This window comes from Microbacterium sp. A94 (assembly GCF_051842855.1).
In the GTDB taxonomy this organism is placed as follows: Bacteria; Actinomycetota; Actinomycetes; order Actinomycetales; family Microbacteriaceae; genus Microbacterium.
The window spans coordinates 17568-37106 of the sequence record NZ_JBPXMU010000004.1 but is presented as its reverse complement, the minus strand read 5'-3'; the positions used below and the strand labels follow the sequence as shown (position 1 = coordinate 37106).

Below are 19539 nucleotides of genomic sequence, written 5' to 3'. Positions count from 1 at the left end.
GGTCACCCTGCCTGGATGCTTATCGCAGCCATCTGAGCGCGTACGACCTGAATCAGCTCGAGATCGATCGGGAATTCCCCGTCCACCTCGCGCGCGTGACGCTGCACTTCGTCTCCGAGCGCGATCGCCAGGCCGACCGTCACCCTTGCTTCGGCGACATGATTGGCGTCGTCCAGACGCGCATACTCCGGATGCGCATCGAGCCACGCGGCGAGCACATCAACAAGTCGGTCGCGGCTCACCCCGCTCCCCCAGGAGACCGTGCTGGTAACGCCCGGTTCACGCACGAACAGCGCGAACCGGCGGCGCGTGAGGTCATCGCCAGCCTGCCCCCGCACCGACGCCATCACGATCAGGCTGGCCGCGACCACAAGATCATGTGCGTGCTGCGTGAGGATGCGATCGGTGAGCGCAGGATCGTACTCCAACGCCGAGCCGAAGATCGCCTGGTCAAGCGAGGAAAAATAGTTGAAGAACGTACTGCGAGAGACCATCGCGGCTTCGCACACGCGGTCGACAGTGACCGCCTGCACCCCTTCTTCATACGCGAGATCCACCGCCGCGCGCTCCATCGAACGCCGGGCGACACGCATTTTGCGCTCGCGAAGCCCCTCAGCCATGTTCGCTCCTCCGCAACGTCTCTCACCACAATACTCAGTCAAGGTTTGGCTTGTGTGTAAGTTTGGACTTAGTCCATACTTGTCGAGATAGCCACGGCTGAAAGGCACCCCATGCGTCGCCCGATTCATAATCGCCCCGCCCCCACGAGGGCCTTCACGCTCACCCGAACCAGCGGCGCAATCGCCACGGTGATCGGTCTGACGCTGATGTCCGTGCCGCTGGTCGCTCACGCCGAGGAGTCGTCGACACACACCGTTGACGTCACCACGAATATCACCGATGGGATGGATGCCGCATCCCTCGCCGGCGTCGAGATCGCGATCCGCAGCCCCTACGGCGACGATACGGTGATCGCCTCCGGAACCACGGGAGCCGGTGGCACCCTCCAACTCGAGGTGACCGGCGCCGAGTCGAGCTATGTAGTGGATGCCGAGTGGCCGGGCGCCATCGGCGACCTCGAGACGACCTCGACGCGCACCGAGTTCCCGATGAGCAGAGATGCTCCCGTCGAGGTCATGCTGTGGGGCACATTCGGTGCTGTTTCCGGATCCGTCGTCGCGACAGCGGATGGTGAGCCCGTAGCCGACCTCAGTGGAGCCAGCATCCTCATCGCGAGCGCGGGCACGCTCGTACAGCAGGTGCCGATCGCCGCCGACGGCTCGTTCGCATCCGGCGCACTACCCACGAGCGATTCCCCGGACTACAGCGTGCGATTCCTACCGCCGACCGGGTACGACCTCGACCCCACGCAGACCGCTGCGAACGAGCCGTTCGCGCTTCCGTCCGCTGAGAGGAGCCCGGCAGCGCTAACGATTGAGCGCAGGTTCGCGATCGTCTCGAACGGTACAGTGCCGACACCGGAGCCGGAACCCACTACGGAACCGACACCGGAACCCACGACCGAGCCGACACCGGAACCCACGACCGAGCCGACCCCGGAACCCACCACGGAACCGACGCCGGAACCCACGACCGAGCCGACCCCGGAACCCACGACCGAGCCGACCCCGGAACCCACCACGGAACCGACGCCGGAACCCACGACGGAACCGACACCGGAACCCACCACGGAACCCACCACGGAACCGACACCGCAACCCACGACCGAGCCGACCCCCGAGCCCACCGCGGAACCGACTCCCCTGCCCACTTCCACTCCGACACCGACACCGTCCCCGATCACCCCGCCCGCACCGACGCCCGTCCCCCCGATAACGCTGGGCAACACCGCGGACCTCGGAGCAGCCATCGGCGGCATCACCAACGCCCAGTTAAGCCAACTGCTATCGGCCGCTCGCAGCAACCAGCCCGTCCCAGTCACCAATGCAGCAGGCCAGTTGCTCGGCCTGGCGTGGACGCCTGCACCTGCATTGCAGCCGGGGCTGTCTGCCATGAGTTCAGCCACGCTGGTGACCGCCCCTGGTATCGCCTTGATTCAGACGCCGGTGGCAGCAATGAGTCTCGAGGCCGCACTAATGGCCGTCCAGTCATCCCGCGCCTCCGCACTCGATGCCGATCTGGCGGCGCAACTCACCGGGATTCAGGCGCGCAACACTGAGATCGGATTGTTGAACGCCGCGGTATCCGCCGTGTCCGTGTACCTCGCCTCACCTTCCGACACGACTTACGCCGCATCCGTTGACGAAGTGAAGGCCGCCGGCGTCGATCATCCTTTCCTCTCCGCTTCCGCTGAGGACCGCGCGTCGGACGCAGCATCGCTGCTCCAGTCGCTGCGCACCATGATCGATACGACGGCGAACAGCCAGCAAATGGACATGCTGAGGTTGCAGGCGCTCACGGGCAAGCGCAACGAAGAGTTCGACTTGATGACGAACTTCGTCAAAAAGATGAACGAAGCGCGCTCGAGCATCATCGGCAACATGCGCTCGACGCCGATCGCTCTGGGCACTGTGCACTGGGATAGCGGCACGGTGACCGGCAGCTTCGATCTGGCCGCAGTACAAGATGGCGATCACCACCTCATCCTGGACGTTGCCGATGCCGGGGTCACGCTGATCTCAAGTGTCACCGTCCAGCAGAACTCCACCTCACATCCACAACAGCAGGGTTCGCTTGCGGCGACCGGCATCGAGCCGACCGCAACACTGCTCACGGGAGCCGGACTCCTCATCGTGGGTCTCGCCGCATTCCTCGGTGCCCCGCTGCTGCGGCGGAGAGTTGCCGCTGACCCCCAGTAGGCGGAAACGCGAACAGCCTCCCCATCAGGTGATGGGGAGGCTGCTTTGCGCGCCACAGGTCAGGCGAGGATGAAGGTGACCTCAACCTCGACCGGGCTGTCCAGCGGCAGCACAGCGACGCCGACGGCGGCACGGGCGTGCACGCCCGCCTCGCCGAAGATCTCGCCGAGAACCTCGCTCGCGCCGTTGATCACACCAGGCTGGCCGGTGAACGCCGGATCGGATGCCACGAAGCCACCGACGCGCAGAACTCCACCGAGCTTGTCCACCCCACCGGATGCAGCGGCAGCGGCCGCCAACGCGTTGAGGGCGCACGTGCGGGCGTAGCCCTGGGCATCCTCAGCCGTCACATCTGCGCCGACCTTGCCGGATGCCGGCAGCGTTCCCGAAGCGAACGGCAACTGTCCGGACGTGTAGACGAGGCCCGCGTGCACCACTGCGGGCACGTAGGCTGCAACGGGCGTTGCCACCTCGGGCAACTCGATGCCGAGCTCGCTCAGACGCGCAGCGACGCTCATGCGCCGTCACCCTCGAAGCGGCGAGCGGCCTGCTCTGCGGCGGCGAGACCGGCGGTGTTCGAGTCGTCACCGGCGACCGGGCGCTTGAGGTAGGCGACGAGGCCGCCTTCCGGTCCGGTGATGACCTGCACGAGCTCCCAGCCTTGCTTGCCCCAGTTGTTGAGGATCGCCGCGGTGTTGTGAATCAGCAGCGGGGTGGTCAGATACTCCCACGTGGTCATGGCACTCCTGCACGTCAGAGACGCTCGGCAGAACCGCGCGTCAAAGGTTGTATTCAGGGAAATCCCCTACGATCTAGCGTATGCCTCAGAAGAATCGTACGGCGAAAGGCGTGCTCGGCGGCCTTCTCGGCCTGGTCGGGCTCGCGGCTGTCGCCGGAGTTCTCGTGACCGCGACAGTCACCCCTGCTCTGGCCGTCGCGGGTGCCGCCGGATCGCAAGCACTCGACCTGTTCGACAAGCTGCCGTCGTACCTGAAGCCCGATGCTCCGATGGAGCCAGGCAAGCTGTACGGCACCGGCCTGGACGGGCAGCCGTTCGTAATGGCCACCTTCTACGACCAGAACCGCACCCAGGTCGAATTCGATCAGGTCGCCCCGGTCATGTACGACGCGATCCTCTCCAGCGAGGACAAAGACTTCTACACGCACGGCGGCGTCAACATCGGCGCCACGGCGAAGGCGCTCATCGACAACCTCAACGGCACCTCGTCGCGCGGTGCGTCGACGATCAGTCAGCAGTACGTCAAGAACGTGCTCATCCAACAGTGCGAGCAAGGTGTTCTCCCCGGAGACGGCGAGGAAGCCCAGCAGAAATACGCCGAAGCGATCGAGCAGTGCTGGTGGGATGCCGCGAACGCGGTCGGCAGCGACGGGATCGAGCGCAAGCTGCAGGAGATGCGCTATGCGATCCAGATCGAGAAGGACTACTCGAAGAACGACATCCTGCTCGGCTACCTGAACATCTCCAGCTTCGGCGGAACCGTCTACGGCATCGAAGCCGCCGCGAACCGCTACTTCAGCACCACGGCCGCCAACCTCACACTCGCACAGGCGGCGACTCTGGCTGGCATCGTGCAGAATCCGAACACCTACCGCATCGATAAGCCTGAGGGCTCGTGGACCGACAAGGACGGCGTCGCGCACAACTCCGCGGCCGATGGCTACGCGACCGCGTTGGATCGCCGCAACTATGTGCTCGGACGCATGCTCGAACTCGGCAAGATCACCCAGGCCCAGTTCGATGAGGCTGACGCTTCTCCGATCACTCCGGTGCCCTCTGATCCGATTCAGGGCTGTGCGGCTGCGCAGGACAACGCCTACTTCTGCCAGTACGCGAAGACAATGGTTCTCGAGAACCCGATGTTCGGCGACGATGAGGACCCGTCAAAGGCCCAGCAAGCCCGCCGGAAGGCACTGTTCCGCGACGGCCTGGAGATCTACACTTCGCTCGACATGCGCGTGCAGCAGCCGGCGATCGACTCGATGCGCACCTACGTGGGTGCCAATCTTGACAACCAGTATCTGGGTGCTGCCGGAGTGACCGTAGAACCAGGCACCGGCCGCGTTCTTGCCATGACGCAGAACACGCTCTTCCGCGAGACCGACGACGGCGACCAGGCGTACACTTCTCTGGTCTTCGCTTCAGACGAGGATCACGGTGGATCCCGTGGCTTCCCCGTCGGCTCGACCTACAAACTCTTCACGCTGCTCGACTGGCTCGAGAAGGGGCACTCGGTCAACGAGTCCCTCAACGGCAACAACCGCGTGATGCAGATGACCGCCTCATGCGGCCCAGGCTTGGCCCCTTTCAATACCAAGGAGATCGGAAACTTCAACGGCCAGGCCGGCTACACCGGCACGCCGATGACGTTTACCCGGAACTCGCTGAACTCAGGCTTCTTCGCGATGGCATCCAAACTCGACATCTGCGATATCAATGCCGTGGCCGATCGGATGGGCGTCCAACTCGCCAACGGAGACAAGACCACGAAAGAAAACTTGGCCTACGACGTACTCGGGTCGAAGTTCATCTCACCGCTAGACATGGCCGGCGCCTATGCCGCTGTCGCCAACAAGGGCGTGTATTGCGAGCCGCGCGCGATCGACCGTGTCGTCCGCCAGGACGGCACCGAGATGGAGGTGCCCGCTTCCTCCTGCAAGCAGGTCATCACGCCTGAAGTTGCCGCCACCGCAGCCTACGCACTCGCCAGTGTGATGAACGGCGGAACCGGCGCGAGGGGCAATCCCGGCGATGGCACCCCGCTGATCGGCAAGACCGGTACGCACCAGGACTATTCGACGATGATGATCGAGTCCAGCACCAAGGCCACCACGGCAGTCTGGGTCGGCCGGTGGAACACTGTTCCTGATCCGGATGATCCGACAAAGGGCATCTTCGCGAGCATCCGGTGGCTGTCCCAGAAGGGCGCGATGACGGACGCCCGCTACTACATCGCTCGCGACATGCAGTACGCCGCCAACCAGCTGCTTGGCGGTGGCGAGCGGTTCCCGGCGCCGGACCGTAACCTGAGCCGCGTCGTCCTCACCGACCTGCCCAGTGTCGTCGGTCTGACGATGGAAGACGCCCGACGCACTCTGCAGCAGGCAGGCTTCTCCGTGCAGGACGGCGCACCGATCGACAGCGACATCGCCGAGGGTCTCGTGGCCGCGCAGGATCCGGGTGCCGGCAAGGCTCCCGGTGGCGCGACGGTGACGATCTCGCCGAGCAACGGTCAGGGATCGACGGTACCCGACGTCACCGGCCAGGAGCTCGGCGACGCGATCAACACGTTGAACGCCGCTGGCTTCGGCAACGTCGCGCCGCACGGCTCCTGCTCGAAGGAAGACGCTGAAGTCAAGAGCACGAACCCGGCGGCCGGCAGCGCTGCGACCAAGTCGACAACCGTGACGGTCCGTTGCTGACCGCAGCCTCGCGCTCCGCTCATCCTGCCCTCATCGCGCTCGGCGCGGTGGGGGCAGTGGGCGCCGCGTGCGCGGTGTGGGGCATCGGCATCGAACGGTACCTGTTCACGGTGCGCGAGGCATCCGCTCAGGCCTTGCCTGCCGGATCGCGGCCGCTGCGCATTCTGCATATCTCCGATGCACACATGGCTCCGTGGCAGCGCCGCAAGCAGGATTGGCTCGCCTCTCTGGCAGAGCTCGAACCCGATCTGGTGATCAACACCGGCGACAATCTCGGACACCGCGACGGACTGCAGGGCATCCGTCGCGCCTTCGATGCCTTCGCTGGCGTTCCGGGAGTATTCGTACACGGCTCCAACGACGTACTCGGGCCCACCCCCCGCAACCCGCTGCGCTATTTCTTGGGACCGTCCGAGCGCCACCTTGACCCCGAGATGCTCGATACCGCCGCACTGGATTCCTACCTCATCGAGGAACTCGGCTGGTCCACGCTGAACAATGCGGCCGCCCGCCTGGACGTTGCAGGCCTCACCATCGACCTGTTTGGCGTCAACGACGCGCACCGGGACTGGGATGACCTCGATTCGGTGCCGGCCACCATAGAATCGCTCGGCGCCCGGGATGCCAGCATCCCCCTGCTCGGCGTTACACACGCCCCCTACCAGCGTGTGCTCAACCGCTTCACCGACGTCGGCGCTGACGCCATCTTCGGCGGGCACACCCACGGCGGACAGGTCTGTCTTCCCGGTTTCGGAACGCTCGTAGCCAACTGCGACATCCCGCTGAAGCAGGCCAAGGGTCTGAGCACCTGGAACCATGGCGGACGCACCATCCCGCTGAACGTCAGCGCCGGATGCGGGCACTCGATCTATGCGCCGGTTCGCTTCGCGTGCCGACCTGAGGCGACGCTGCTCACGCTCACGGCGATGGACACGCCCGCGTAACTTGGATGCCGCCCCGGATTCGGTGTGCAGCGGTTTTCCCTGTAGACTCAAACGGTTGCAACGGGGTGTGGCGCAGCTTGGTAGCGCGCTTCGTTCGGGACGAAGAGGCCGCAGGTTCAAATCCTGTCACCCCGACCAGTTGCAGGAAGGCCGCCCTCCGGGGCGGCCTTCCCCATATCATCTGGAGAGTTATGACCACGCCTCGTCTCGTCGCCTTCGATCTCGATGACACGCTTGCCGCTTCCAAGAGCCCGATCGACCCGCGCATCGCTGCGCAGTTGCGCTCATTGCTCAGCCGCGTCGAGGTGGCCATCATCTCTGGCGGCAACGAGGAGCAGTTCCGCACGCAGGTGATCAACCAGCTCGGAGAAACGGATGCTGCGGCACTCAGCCGCCTGCACCTGCTGCCCACCTGCGGCACGCGCTATCTACGCCACAACGGCACCGAGTTCGCAACCGTCTACGCCCACGATCTCTCCGATGAGGAGAAGAGCGCTGCCCTGCTCGCGCTGCGCGAAGAGGCCGAGCGGCTGGGGCTGTGGGAAGAGAACCCGTGGGGAGATATCCTCGAGGATCGCGGTTCGCAGATCACCTTCTCGGCGCTGGGGCAGAAAGCCCCCGGAGACGCGAAGCACGCGTGGGATCCGACCGGCGAGAAGCGCCTCGCACTGCGGGATGCTGTCGCCGCCCGCGTGCCCGAGTTGGAAGTCCGCGCCGGCGGTTCGACCTCGATCGACATCACCCGATCGGGCATCGACAAGGCCTACGGTATGACCGCGCTGACCGAGCACACCGCCATCGCGCTCAGCGATATGCTGTTCTACGGCGACCGCCTGGATGAGGGCGGCAACGACTACCCGGTGCTCGCACTCGGCGTGCGCTCGATCGCGGTCGAAGGCTGGCAGGACACCGCCGACAAACTCGACGAGCTGCTTCCTTCGCTGTAGCCGGGATGGGTATGTCACAGAACCTGCGGGTGTGACAGCATCCGACCCTCGGCTTCTGAGACACGACCGCGGCCCATGTCACAAAAGAGGCGGGTGCGGTAGCCCGACACCCGCCACTTCTGTGACACGAATGATGACCGGGGCTACTTCGCGACCGGGATCAGGCGCTGCAACTGCGTGACGTGACCGGGCTCGAGTTCTGCCAGCGACGAGACTCCGAGCAGACGCATCGTGCGCTCGATCTCCGTGCGCAGGATCGTGATCGTGCGGTCGACACCCTGGCGCCCGCCCGCCATCAGCCCGTACAGGTATGCCCGCCCGATCAGCGTGAAGTCGGCGCCGAGCGCGACGGCTGCCACGACGTCCGCCCCGTTCATGATTCCGGTGTCGATCATCACCGTGAAGTCGTCACCGACGGCCTTTCGCACCTTCGGCAGCAGGTGGAACGGGATAGGAGCGCGGTCCAGCTGGCGTCCGCCGTGGTTCGACAGCACCACACCGTCGACGCCGCTGTCACGCAGCTTGACGGCATCCTCCACGTTCTGCACGCCCTTGATGACGATCTTGCCGGGCCACAGCCCACGGATGACCTCAAGGTCGTCATAGCTGATCGTCGGGTCCATTGCCGCATCCAGCAGCTCACCGACGGTGCCGCCGGTGGTGCTGAGCGACGCGAACTCGAGCTTCGGGGTCGTGAGGAAATCGAACCACCACCACGGACGCGGAATCGCATTGATGATCGTGCCGAGCGTGAGCTGCGGGGGGATGCTGAAACCATTGCGCTTGTCGCGGAGCCGGGCGCCAGCCACCGGTGTGTCCACCGTGAACTGCAGAGTATCGAAGCCGGCGGCAGCCGCGCGGCGGGTGAGCTCGTACGAGATCTCACGATCGCGCATGACGTACAGCTGGAACCAGTTACGCCCGGGAACCGGCCCCTGAGGCTCTGCGAGGGTCGCCTCCTTTACGCCTTCGATCGAGGTCGTACCCAGTGTGGACAGGGTGAACGGGATGCCCGCGGCCGCAGCAGCTCCCGCACCCGCGACCTCTCCCTCGGTCTGCATGAGGCGCGTGAATCCGGTCGGCGCGATGCCGAACGGTAGCGCGCTCGGTCCGCCGAGAATCTCGACGGAGGTGTCGACGTCGGGCGCGGGCTTCAGGACTCCGGGGTGGAATTCCACATCCTCAAACGCCTGCCGTGCGCGCGTCAGCGAGACCTCGCCCTCGGCCGAGCCATCGGTGTAGTCGAATGCAGCCTTGGGCGTGCGACGCTTGGCGATCGTGCGCAGATCGTTGATCGTGAGCGCTGCGTCCAACCGACGCTTCTTACCGTCGAGCTCGGGCTTTTTGAACTTCATCAGATCGAGGATCTCGACCGGGTTCGGGAACTGGCGCTTGACCATGCTGGTCCTTTCAGTGGATGTCGGTCGACGTCGCGCGGCTGAGCCCCGCGGTCGTGTAATAGCCGGTGATGTGGTCGTGGATCAGGGTGCGCGCAGCATCCGATTCACCAGCATCGATCGCCGCGACGATCGCGCGATGCTCGTCACGCAGGCGTTGAACCATCGCTTCCCAGTCACGGATGCCCTCGGCCCCGGCCTGCACGTACGATTCGATGGAGGTGCGAAGTCCCGCCATCATGGCGGCGATCACGGTGTTTCCGGATGCTTCGGCCAGAGCCAAATGCAGCTGCCCATCGAGGGCGAGGAACTCGGCTGGGCTGAGGCTGTCGGCATCCATCACGTCGAGCAGATGATGCGCGTCGGCGAGGTCGCGCTCGGGGTCGGCTGCAAGGGATGCTGTGACCGCATCCTCGAGAACCAGACGTGTCTTCACGACATCGGCCAGTGCGAAGCCCTGTGCGGCCACCTGAAGGCGCAGCAGCGCCGACATGCCCCCACCGGGTGTGGCGATGACGATCGCGCCGGACTGGGGCCCGGAGCCGGTCGCGGTGCGGATCAGCCCCATAACTTCGAGGACGCGCAGTGCTTCACGGACGCTCGAGCGGCCGACGCCGAGGTCTGCGGACAGATCGCGTTCGGACGGCAGTCGATCGCCGGGGCCGAGACGCCCCTCGAGGAGGTCGCGCTCGATGTGCTCGAGCACGATGCGCCAGGCGCGTTGCGTCGTTGGCGCTGCCATGTTGCCCCCTAGTACGTCGAGTGCGCTCGTGCGCACTGAACTGTGGTCAGACCACAGGTTAGCGCGTGTGGTCTGACCACGCAAAGTGCCCCCGGTTCGCACGGTGCCGCATCCAGTCGCTTCGTCCCGGTCGTTGCTTCCGGCCGCCGCATCCAGTCGCCGCATCCGGCCGCCGCATCCTCAATCCCCGCTCCGGTCGCACTTGGTGTCGCTATGACGCGCGTTTAGCGACACCAAGTGCGACCGGAGCAGGTGAAAACGGTCGACAGTGGTCGGGTCGGAGCGGGAGCGGGAGCGGGAGCGGGCGGAGCTCAGCCCAGGCGTCCGCCGGACTCTTCGAGGTAGCAGTTTCCGCACAGCGATTCGTAGGTGACGACATCGGCGGGTGCTCCCCCACCGGTGCCCTCATCGATCGCCACCTGGTCCCCGTCGAACACGAAGCTTCCGCTGACCACTCGTCCGTTGAACACGGCCTTGCGACCGCAACGGCAGATCGTCTTCAGCTCTTCCAGCGAGTGCGCGATCGCGAGCAGTCGCGCGGAGCCAGGAAAAGCGTGGGTCAGAAAATCGTTGCGGATGCCGTAGGCGATGACGGGGATGCCGTCATCCACGGCGATGCGGAACAGGTCATCCACCTGCGCCGCACTGAGGAACTGCGCCTCGTCCACCAGCAGGCAGGCCACATCGATCGGGTCGGCAGGGATCAGCCCCTCGGCATTTCGCTGCTGCATCCGCTCTCGTTCTGCGTGGAACAGCGCGCGAGCGTCACCGTCCGACGGAATCAGAAAGTCGACCTCGCGGGTCATGCCCAGTCGGCTCTCGACCTGATTCGCACCCTTGGTGTCGATCTCGGGCTTGGCGAGCAGCACGTGCTGACCGCGTTCCTCATAGTTGTACGCGGCCTGCAGCAGCGAGGTCGACTTGCCGGAGTTCATCGCCCCGTAGCGGAAGTAGAGCTTCGCCACGGCGCGGTGCTACTTCCAGATGTTGAGCGTGGCGGCGGTCGAGGCGACGGATTCTTCCGCCGCAGCGGCGTCGTCGTTCAGCTTCTGGCCGTACGTCGGAATGAGCTCGCGCAGCGCAGGCTCCCACCCGGTGTACTGCTCGGGGAAGCAGCTCTGCAACAGCTGGAGCATGATCGGCACGGCTGTGGATGCTCCGGGCGATGCACCAAGGAGTCCTGCGATCGAGCCGTCCGCGGCCGAGACGACCTCGGTTCCGAACTGCAGCACGCCGCCCTTCTTGGCATCCTTCTTCATGACCTGCGCACGCTGACCGGCCTCGATGAGAGTCCAGTCCTCGTCCTTCGCCGTGGGCATGAAGACACGCAGGCTGTCGACCTTCTTACGGTGCGTCTTGGTCAGCTCGCCGAGGAGGTACGTGATCAGATCAGGATTCGCGAACGCGACACGGAGCATCGGCCACAAATTGTGCGTGCGCACCTGGGTGACGATGTCGAGCATCGAGCCGTTCTTGAGGAACTTCGGGCTGAACGTCGCGAACGGACCGAACAGCAGCGACGCTTCGCCGTCGACGACACGGGTGTCCAGGTGCGGCACCGACATCGGCGGCGCGCCGACGGATGCCTGCGAGTACACCTTCGCCTTGTGCTTCGCGACGACATCCGGATTCGAGGTCTTGAGGAACTGTCCACCGATCGGGAAGACGCCGTAGCCCTTGATCTCGGGGATGCCGGAGCGCTGCAGCATCTTGAGCGCCCAACCGCCAGCGCCGACGAACACGAACTTCGCGTTCACCTGCCCGGGGGTGCGGCCGAGGCTGTTGCGGAACTTGACGTTCCAGGTGCCGTCCTTCTGCTTCTTCAGCTTTTGGACCTCGTGGTTGGTGCGCAGTTCCACGCCGTTGGCCTTGAGATGGTCGAAAAGCTGGTGGGTGAGTGCGCCGAAATCAACGTCAGTGCCGGCGGGCACGCGCGTAGCGGCAAAGGGTTCGCCCTTGCGGCGCTGCTGCATCAGCAGCGGCGCCCACTTGTTGATCACACGAGAGTCTTCGCTGTACTCGATGCCGTCGAACAGCGGTTGCTTCTTGAGCACCTCGTAGCGGTCCCTGAGGTAGGCGACGTCCTTCTCGCCCTGCACGAATGTCATGTGCGGGGTAGCGTTGATGAAGGTCGAGGGCTCGTCGAGCACACCGCGCTTGACCAGCGACGACCAGAACTGCCTGCTCTGCTGGAACTGCTCATTGATCGAGACAGCCTTGGCCGGGTCGAGCGGACCATCGGTTCGGGGCATGTAGTTCAACTCACACAGGGCGGCATGGCCGGTGCCCGCGTTGTTCCACGGGTTGGAGCTTTCCTGGGCCACATCCGACAGTCGCTCGTAGGCGACGATCTTCCAGTCCGGCTGCAGTTCGTGCAGCAGGGCGCCCAGGGTGGCGCTCATGATGCCACCACCGATGAGTACAACGTCGACGGATTCAGTCACCCGTCCATCCTAGTTCGCCGGCCGTACACCCAGAACCACCGACGAGCATCCGGCATCCGATATCCGACCTTCCGGCGGCACAGATGTCAGCCGAAAGTACGGATGTCAGCCGAGACACGTTGGAACGGCCGACATCTGTGGATACCGACCGACAGGTGTACCCAGCGCAGCAGCGGCAGCCGCCCGCGCAGCGCAAGCAGCGCGCGTTACGCGGCTACGGTGAGGCGAGCTGCGACGATCTCGGCGATCTGCACAGCGTTGAGGGCTGCGCCCTTGCGGAGGTTGTCGTTACTCACGAACAGCACGAGGCCCTTGTTCTCCGGCGCGGACTGGTCGGCGCGGATGCGACCGACGAAGCTCGGGTCTTTGCCTGCCGCATGCAGCGGTGTCGGAACCTCTTCCAGCGCGACACCCGGAGCCTCGGCGAGGATCTCGCGTGCACGCTCGGGCGTGATGTCTTCGGCGAACTCCGCGTGGATCGACAGCGAGTGTCCGGTGAAGACAGGAACACGCACACAGGTGCCAGCGACCCGCAGTCCCGGCAGCCCGAGGATCTTGCGGCTCTCGTTGCGCAGCTTCTTCTCTTCGTCGGTTTCGTTCAGTCCGTCTTCGACGACGGATCCGGCCAGCGGGATGACGTCGAAAGCGATGGGAGCCACGTAGTTGTTCGGCGCCGGGAACTCGACGGCCGAGCCGTCGTGCACGAGGCGCAGGGTGTCACCCTGGGCGAGGACGCTCTCGACCTGTCCGAGCAGCTCCTGCGCACCAGCAAGGCCAGAGCCGGAAACGGCCTGGTAAGTGGAGACGATGAGGCGCTCGAGGCCTGCTGCTTCTGCCAGCGGCTTCAGCACCGGCATGATCGCCATGGTGGTGCAGTTCGGGTTGGCGATGATGCCGCGCGGACGCTCATCGATCGCGTGCGGGTTGACCTCGCTGACCACGAGCGGAACCTCGGGGTCATTGCGCCACGCGCTGGAGTTGTCGATGACGACCGCTCCTGCCGCTGCGAATCGGTCGGCGTAGGCACGGCTGGCCGTGGCTCCTGCCGAGAAGAGCGCGATGTCGATGCCCGAAGCATCCGCTGTCTCGACGTCCTCGACGACAACGTCGACGCCGGCGTACGCAATGGTCTTGCCCGCCGAGCGAGCCGAGGAGAACAGTCGCAACTCCCGAATTGGGAACGCCCGCTCGCTGAGAATCTCGCGAATCACGGTGCCCACCTGGCCGGTGGCGCCGACGATGGCGACGGAGTGTCCTGAGTCAGAGATGCGGGTCATGAGAGTTTCCTTGGCGTCATGCAATACAGCGAACGAGACGCAAGGCACGGCGTCGGGATGCGGATGCCGCGCCTGGCGCCGATGTCAGGGTTCTCGCGAGTCTACCCTTCGACAGGCTCAGGGGTCGACAGGCTCAGGGACCAACAGTCTCAGGGATCGAAGCGTCAGCGGCCGGTGCCGGCATGAACGACGGCTTCCACCTGGCCGTCGAGACCGTAGGCGGTGTGCACGATGCGAGCCGCATCCGCCAGATCGGTGTCACGCAGCACGACCGAGATGCGAATCTCGGAGGTCGAGATCATCTCGATGTTGATGCCGGCAACCGACAGGGCTTCGAACAGAGTCGCAGATACACCGGAGTGCACGCGCATTCCGGCCCCGACGACCGAGAGCTTGCCGATCTGGTCGTCGTGGATGAGGCTATCGAAACCGACTTCGGACTGCTCAGCGGCCAGCGCCTTCAGTGCGGTCGAGGCGTCACCCTTCGGCAGGGTGAACGAGATGTCGGCGCGGCCGGTCGCCGCCGCAGACACGTTCTGCACGATCATGTCGACGTTTGCACCAGACTTCGCGACGATCTTGAAGATCTCGGCGGCCTTTCCGGGAACATCCGGGACGCCGACGACGGTGATCTTCGCCTGACCCATGTCGGTGGCCACACCTGCGACGATCGGTTCTTCCATGACTTCTCCCTCAGCTTCGCGGGGGTTCTTCATACCCTCGCCCAGAACGTATGTGCCTTCGCTCGACGAGAACGTCGAGCGGGCGTGGATGAGCACACCGTGGCGGCGTGCGAACTCGACAGCGCGGATGTAGAGCACCTTCGCGCCGTTGGCTGCCAGCTCCAGCATCTCCTCGCTCGAGACGTGGTCGAGCTTCTGCGCCTGCGGGATGACACGCGGGTCAGCGGTGTAGATGCCGTCGACGTCGCTGTAGATCTCGCAGACGTCGGCATTCAGTGCCGCGGCCAGTGCGACGGCGGTCGTGTCCGATCCCCCGCGCCCGAGCGTGGTGATGTCGCGGGTGTCGCGGTTGAAGCCTTGGAATCCGGCGACGATCACGATCGCGCCCTCATCGAGCGCTTCACGCAGGCGCACCGGGGTGACATCGACGATGCGCGCCGAGCCGTGGTGGTCGTCGGTGATCATGCCTGCCTGGCTGCCGGTGAATGATCGAGCCTCGAAGCCCATCGAGTGGATCGCCATGGCCAGCAGCGCCATCGAGATCCGCTCGCCGCTGGAAAGCAGCATGTCGAGTTCACGCGGCGCGGGGATCGGCGCCACCTGGTCGGCGAGTTCGAGCAGTTCGTCGGTGGTGTCGCCCATGGCGCTTACCGCCACGACGACGTCGTGCCCGGCGCGTCTGGTGTCGACGATGCGCTTGGCTACGCGTTTGATGCTTTCGGCATTCGCGACGGACGAGCCGCCATACTTCTGCACAATGAGGGCCACGTTCACTCCCAGGGATTTCGGGCAGTTCCGCCCAGGGGCCATTGTACTTTCGCTGCGTATGCTGCCAAATGCATGTGACGGCGCTTCAGCGCAGACCCAGCGAATCTGACCGATGCCCAGGTGTGAAGCAGGTGCCCCGCCAGCGGCAGAAGCGGGAAGGCGAGCCAGACGAATTCGGCTGAGACGAACAGCATCCCGAGCCAGAGGATGCTGAGCGTGCCCAGCCACCAGCCCGCGAAACGGGTGCGCGCGAAGGTGCGCGCGTCGAATCGCAGCTCTGAGGATCGGGTTCAGGGCGTCTGCGGCGGCGCGAGTACGCGCTCGCGGGGACGCAGGCGCCCACCTGTTCCAGCGAACCAGCAGCCGATGATGATGAGCGGGAAGCCGATCAGCAGCCCCGGGGTCAGTGGCTCGGAGAGGACGATCGCTCCCAGGATGATCGCGACGACCGGGTTGACGTAGGTGAACAGCGGCGCGCGCACCGGGCCGACTTCGCGGATGAGTGCGAAGAACACCAGGAATGCCACCGCCGTACACACGATTGCCAGGATCACCAGCGATGCCGTGGCGGCGATGGTGGGCACCTGATGCTGCGTAGCCAGCGCGATCGGCAGGTAGAAGATGCCGTTGGCGATCAGTGCCAGCGTGATGACGCCGATCGATGGCACATCTCCCAGCTTCTTCGCCACGATGAATGGGGCGATCGCATACAGCACCGCCACCAGCAGCACCTCACCAGCGGCGAGCAGATTGCCGTGCGCGAGTGCGGGGCCCGCGACCACGACTGTGACGCCGGCGAATCCGATGATGAGACCGATCGCGCGCGCGGGGCGGAGTACACCGCGATCACCTCCGCCGAGTGCGATGAGCGCGGCGAACAGCGGAACGGTGGCGACCAGGAGTCCGGTGAGACCTGACGGCAGGCTCATCTCCGCATGGCCGAGCAGCACGAAGGGCCCGGCGATCTCGACGGCGGCGAAGGCCAGCACCCACGGCCATTTACGCAGCGCCGGCTTCAATGCACCGCTGCGCAGAGCGAACGGCAGCAGCACGAGAGCGCCGATGATCGCGCGGCCGGCGACGATCGCCGGCGGAGAGTAAGACTCGACGGCGATGCTGATGAACAGGTAGGGGATGCCCCACAGGAATCCCATGGCGCCGAACAGCAGCCAGCCCTTTCGGGTGAAGCCGCCGTGAGCGTTCATCGCATCGCCCGAAGGCTGCCGCGCTGACTGCTGTTCACAACGTGCGTCGTCCTTCGAACGCGCGGCCGAGAGTGACCTCGTCTGCGTATTCGAGGTCACCGCCGACAGGCAGACCGGATGCCAGACGCGAGACCGTGATCTGCATCGTGGTGAGCAATCGGCTGAGGTAGCTGGCGGTTGCTTCGCCCTCGAGGTTGGGGTTCGTGGCGAGGATGACCTCTTGCACGGTGCCATCGGCGAGGCGCGTCATCAACTGTGTGATGCGCAGGTCGTCGGGGCCGACGCCCGCGATCGGACTGATCGCACCGCCCAGTACGTGGTACAGCCCGCGGAACTCACGGGTGCGTTCGATCGCCGACACATCCTTGGCGTCTTCGACAACGCAGATCAACGCGGGGTTGCGGCGCGGATCACGGCAGATCGTGCAGCGATCCTGCTCGGAGACGTTTCCGCAGACCTCGCAGAAGCGCACGCGCGCACGCACCTCGGAGAGCAGCTCAGACAGCCGCGCCACGTCGAATGACGGCGTCTGCAGAATATGGAAGGTGATGCGCTGCGCGGATTTCGGACCGATGCCGGGCAGCCGACCGAACTCGTCGATCAGTTCCTGAACGATGCCGTCGTACATCAGGCGAACCTCGTCGGGGGCTCATAGGGCTCTTCGCGCACAAAAGTGGCGTCGAGGACCTGTCGAATGACGGCCTCGCCGTAGCGTTGCACTCCCCCGTTGCCCGGCGTGCGGGTCGTGATGGTGGGCGCGGCGCGCTGCGGGGCGGGTGCGGCGTCCGGTGCCGCGGCCTGCGGGGCGGGTGCGGCAGGTTTCGCAGCGGAAGCCTGATACGAACTCGGCGGCTCGTACGGTGGCTCGTCATCGGGGTACGGAGCGTCATCGTCGCCGGGCAGCGGCGGCTCGTCACGATCCGGCACACCATCACGCGGAGGCAGCGGTGCGGATGCTTCCACCTCAGCGGGCTCTTCATCGACCGGGAACTGCTGCGGTACCGCCACGGGGTCCGCACTAGGGATCGCGGCAACTGCCCACTCAGTCACGGGCGTCGATGGCGCTGCCTTCTGCGGTGCGGACTGCTGCGGTTGCTTTGGAGCCGTGTGCACAGGTGCGGGCGCAGCCGCGTGCGCGGACGTCGTCGGAGGCAGCGGCGCGGGGCGGTACTTCACTCGCACGCCGAGCTCCTGTTCGATGGCCGTGCGCAGGTGATCGGATGCCCCGTCACCGGGTTTCGTGCCCTTGAACTGGGCGACGTCCTGCTGGTTGACAAAGCCCACTGTCAGCACATCGGAGTCGGAATCAAAATCGAGCGGCTGTACCGTCGTGACCAGCAGCCACGACATCCGGCTGAGGCCCTCGAGTCGGGTGAGGATGGCTGGCCACGCCGCGCGGATGCGAGCGAAGTCGACCGGGCCGGATGCCGCGGGCGCGGACTCCGGGGCCGACTGTGCGACCGGAGCAGCGGCTGGTTCAGCTGGCACAGGGGCAGCGTCCAGGCGCGACGGTGCGGGTGCGGGCGCAGCTTTCGGAGTCGGTGATGCGGCGTCCGGGGTTACCGGCGCGGGTGCAGCTTTCGGAATGGCGGGCGCAGCGTCCGGGGTCGGCTGTTCGGGTGCAGCTTTCGGAATGGCGGGCGCGACCGGAGCAGCCGCAGGCACAGCCGCGACCGGAGCAGCGGCGGCAGCGGGCACAGCCGCAGCAGCAGCCACAGCCGCAGCCACAGCGGGCGCAACATCCACCGCCGAACCTGTACCGACGGCGCTGAGCACGCGGGCGATCATGAGCTCCAGGTGCAGGCGGGGAGACGTGGCGCCGGCCATGTCATCCAGTGCCGCACTGACGACATCGGCCGTCCGGGAAAGCCGCGCAGTGCCATAGGCCGCAGCCTGCGCGCGCATGCGCGCCAGCTCGTCTTCGGCGAGCCCGCGCAGCACTGCCGAGGCGCCGTCGCCGACCGCGGCGATCACGATCAGATCTCGCAGCCGCTCGAGCAGGTCATCGACGAACCGGCGCGGATCCTGTCCGGTCTGCACGACCCGGTCGATACCGGTGAAGGCTCCGGCGGCATCTCCCGATGCGAGCGCGTCGACGATCTCATCGAGAAGCGCACCATGCGTGTAGCCCAGCAGCGAGACCGCGCGTTCATAGGCGACCGAGTCGCCGTCGGAACCGGCGATCAGCTGGTCAAGCAGCGACAGCGTGTCACGAGGCGAGCCGCCACCGGCGCGCACGACAAGCGGCAGTACGCCCTGCGCGACCTGCACGCCCTCTTCGACGCACAGCTTTTCGACGTAGTCGAGCATTGCGGCCGGTGGGACCAGACGGAACGGGTAGTGGTGCGTGCGTGAGCGGATGGTGCCGAGAACCTTGTCGGGTTCGGTCGTCGCGAAGATGAACTTCACGTGCGCCGGCGGCTCCTCGACGAGCTTCAGCAGCGCGTTGAACCCCTGTGGGGTCACCATGTGCGCCTCATCGAGGATGAAGATCTTGAACCGATCGCGGCTGGGGGCGAATGTCGCCCGCTCCCGAAGGTCGCGCGCATCATCGACACCGTTGTGGCTGGCGGCGTCGATCTCGACGACGTCCAGCGATCCGCCGCCTGCACGGGACAGTTCGACACAGCTCGGGCAGGTGCCGCACGGGGTGTCCGTGGGGCCCTCTGCACAGTTCAGACAGCGCGCGAGAATTCGAGCTGACGTGGTCTTTCCGCATCCGCGGGGGCCGGAGAAAAGATACGCGTGCCCGACTCGGTCGCTGCGCAGCGCCGTCATCAGCGGGTCAGTCACCTGGGACTGCCCGATCATCTCGCCGAAGTTCTCAGGCCGGTATCGGCGGTACAGGGCTGTGGTCACCTCAACAGCCTAC

At 65.6% G+C, this 19539-nt stretch carries 16 protein-coding genes and 1 tRNA gene; 5 read left to right on the top strand and 12 right to left on the bottom strand.

What is annotated here, in order from left to right:
- Positions 1-2: 2 nt before the first annotated feature.
- Positions 3-620 (bottom strand): TetR/AcrR family transcriptional regulator, encoded by a 618-nt coding sequence (locus tag ACSU1L_RS11370; protein ID WP_439255876.1) that lies wholly within the window; start codon positions 618-620, stop codon positions 3-5.
- 111 nt (positions 621-731) lie between these two features.
- On the opposite strand from ACSU1L_RS11370, the gene ACSU1L_RS11365 reads away from it, so the two are divergent.
- Positions 732-2819: a hypothetical protein gene (locus tag ACSU1L_RS11365; RefSeq protein ID WP_439255875.1), complete on the top strand. Its 2088-nt coding sequence runs from the start codon at positions 732-734 to the stop codon at positions 2817-2819.
- Between the two features lie 59 nt (positions 2820-2878).
- Here ACSU1L_RS11365 and ACSU1L_RS11360 read toward each other — a convergent pair whose 3' ends face one another.
- Both ACSU1L_RS11360 and ACSU1L_RS11355 read right to left on the bottom strand, forming a co-directional pair.
- Positions 2879-3337 (bottom strand): RidA family protein, encoded by a 459-nt coding sequence (locus ACSU1L_RS11360; RefSeq protein ID WP_439255874.1) that lies wholly within the window; start codon positions 3335-3337, stop codon positions 2879-2881.
- Positions 3334-3558: a hypothetical protein gene (locus ACSU1L_RS11355; RefSeq protein ID WP_438255501.1), complete on the bottom strand. Its 225-nt coding sequence runs from the start codon at positions 3556-3558 to the stop codon at positions 3334-3336. Before ACSU1L_RS11355 ends, ACSU1L_RS11360 begins: the two co-directional genes overlap by 4 nt.
- Positions 3559-3638: 80 nt before the next feature.
- Here ACSU1L_RS11355 and ACSU1L_RS11350 point away from each other — a divergent pair, with 80 nt between their 5' ends.
- From ACSU1L_RS11350 to ACSU1L_RS11335, 4 genes are all read left to right on the top strand, one after another.
- The gene (locus ACSU1L_RS11350) at positions 3639-6260 is read left to right on the top strand and encodes a transglycosylase domain-containing protein (protein ID WP_439255873.1); all 2622 of its coding nucleotides are present in this window, start codon (positions 3639-3641) and stop codon (positions 6258-6260) included.
- The gene (locus ACSU1L_RS11345) at positions 6257-7204 is read left to right on the top strand and encodes a metallophosphoesterase (RefSeq protein WP_439256073.1); all 948 of its coding nucleotides are present in this window, start codon (positions 6257-6259) and stop codon (positions 7202-7204) included. Before ACSU1L_RS11350 ends, ACSU1L_RS11345 begins: the two co-directional genes overlap by 4 nt.
- Positions 7205-7265: 61 nt before the next feature.
- Positions 7266-7342 (top strand) — tRNA-Pro (locus tag ACSU1L_RS11340).
- A 53-nt stretch (positions 7343-7395) separates the two neighbouring features.
- On the top strand, positions 7396-8151 hold the full coding sequence (locus ACSU1L_RS11335) for an HAD-IIB family hydrolase (RefSeq protein WP_438255503.1): 756 nt from the start codon (positions 7396-7398) through the stop codon (positions 8149-8151).
- Positions 8152-8294: 143 nt separating this feature from the next.
- Here ACSU1L_RS11335 and ACSU1L_RS11330 read toward each other — a convergent pair whose 3' ends face one another.
- The 9 genes from ACSU1L_RS11330 to ACSU1L_RS11290 all read right to left on the bottom strand — a co-directional run bounded on the left by ACSU1L_RS11330 (position 8295) and on the right by ACSU1L_RS11290 (position 19526).
- Complete coding sequence (locus ACSU1L_RS11330; protein ID WP_439255872.1) at positions 8295-9551, bottom strand: alpha-hydroxy acid oxidase; 1257 nt, start codon at positions 9549-9551, stop codon at positions 8295-8297.
- A gap of 10 nt (positions 9552-9561) precedes the next feature.
- The gene (locus ACSU1L_RS11325) at positions 9562-10290 is read right to left on the bottom strand and encodes a FadR/GntR family transcriptional regulator (protein ID WP_439255871.1); all 729 of its coding nucleotides are present in this window, start codon (positions 10288-10290) and stop codon (positions 9562-9564) included.
- A gap of 311 nt (positions 10291-10601) precedes the next feature.
- Entirely contained in the window at positions 10602-11255 is a 654-nt protein-coding gene (locus ACSU1L_RS11320; RefSeq protein ID WP_438255506.1) for a thymidine kinase, read from the bottom strand.
- 9 nt (positions 11256-11264) lie between these two features.
- Positions 11265-12734, bottom strand: a complete 1470-nt coding sequence (locus tag ACSU1L_RS11315) for a malate:quinone oxidoreductase (protein WP_439255870.1) — start codon at positions 12732-12734, stop codon at positions 11265-11267.
- Between the two features lie 206 nt (positions 12735-12940).
- A complete protein-coding gene (locus tag ACSU1L_RS11310) occupies positions 12941-14011 on the bottom strand; it encodes an aspartate-semialdehyde dehydrogenase (RefSeq protein WP_439255869.1) in 1071 nt (356 codons plus the stop codon).
- Between the two features lie 164 nt (positions 14012-14175).
- Positions 14176-15462 (bottom strand): aspartate kinase, encoded by a 1287-nt coding sequence (locus tag ACSU1L_RS11305; RefSeq protein ID WP_438255509.1) that lies wholly within the window; start codon positions 15460-15462, stop codon positions 14176-14178.
- A gap of 290 nt (positions 15463-15752) precedes the next feature.
- Positions 15753-16667 carry a DMT family transporter gene (locus ACSU1L_RS11300; protein WP_438255510.1) on the bottom strand — a complete coding sequence of 305 codons (915 nt, stop codon included), beginning with the start codon at positions 16665-16667 and terminating at the stop codon, positions 15753-15755.
- Between the two features lie 34 nt (positions 16668-16701).
- Positions 16702-17295 (bottom strand): recombination mediator RecR, encoded by a 594-nt coding sequence (gene recR / locus ACSU1L_RS11295; RefSeq protein WP_438255511.1) that lies wholly within the window; start codon positions 17293-17295, stop codon positions 16702-16704.
- Positions 17295-19526 carry a DNA polymerase III subunit gamma and tau gene (locus tag ACSU1L_RS11290; protein ID WP_439255868.1) on the bottom strand — a complete coding sequence of 744 codons (2232 nt, stop codon included), beginning with the start codon at positions 19524-19526 and terminating at the stop codon, positions 17295-17297. Before ACSU1L_RS11290 ends, recR begins: the two co-directional genes overlap by 1 nt.
- Positions 19527-19539 lie beyond the last annotated feature (13 nt).

Excerpts from the sequence above, each read along its gene's own strand:
- recR (WP_438255511.1), bottom strand. The coding sequence starts at position 17,295 with ATGTACGACGGCATCGTTCAGGAACTGATCGACGAGTTCGGTCGGCTG.
- ACSU1L_RS11365 (WP_439255875.1), top strand. The coding sequence starts at position 732 with ATGCGTCGCCCGATTCATAATCGCCCCGCCCCCACGAGGGCCTTCACG.
- ACSU1L_RS11335 (WP_438255503.1), top strand. The coding sequence starts at position 7,396 with ATGACCACGCCTCGTCTCGTCGCCTTCGATCTCGATGACACGCTTGCC.
- ACSU1L_RS11300 (WP_438255510.1), bottom strand. The coding sequence starts at position 16,667 with ATGAACGCTCACGGCGGCTTCACCCGAAAGGGCTGGCTGCTGTTCGGC.
- ACSU1L_RS11370 (WP_439255876.1), bottom strand. The coding sequence starts at position 620 with ATGGCTGAGGGGCTTCGCGAGCGCAAAATGCGTGTCGCCCGGCGTTCG.
- ACSU1L_RS11350 (WP_439255873.1), top strand. The coding sequence starts at position 3,639 with ATGCCTCAGAAGAATCGTACGGCGAAAGGCGTGCTCGGCGGCCTTCTC.
- ACSU1L_RS11355 (WP_438255501.1), bottom strand. The coding sequence starts at position 3,558 with ATGACCACGTGGGAGTATCTGACCACCCCGCTGCTGATTCACAACACC.
- ACSU1L_RS11310 (WP_439255869.1), bottom strand. The coding sequence starts at position 14,011 with ATGACCCGCATCTCTGACTCAGGACACTCCGTCGCCATCGTCGGCGCC.
- ACSU1L_RS11360 (WP_439255874.1), bottom strand. The coding sequence starts at position 3,337 with ATGAGCGTCGCTGCGCGTCTGAGCGAGCTCGGCATCGAGTTGCCCGAG.
- ACSU1L_RS11330 (WP_439255872.1), bottom strand. The coding sequence starts at position 9,551 with ATGGTCAAGCGCCAGTTCCCGAACCCGGTCGAGATCCTCGATCTGATG.
- ACSU1L_RS11325 (WP_439255871.1), bottom strand. The coding sequence starts at position 10,290 with ATGGCAGCGCCAACGACGCAACGCGCCTGGCGCATCGTGCTCGAGCAC.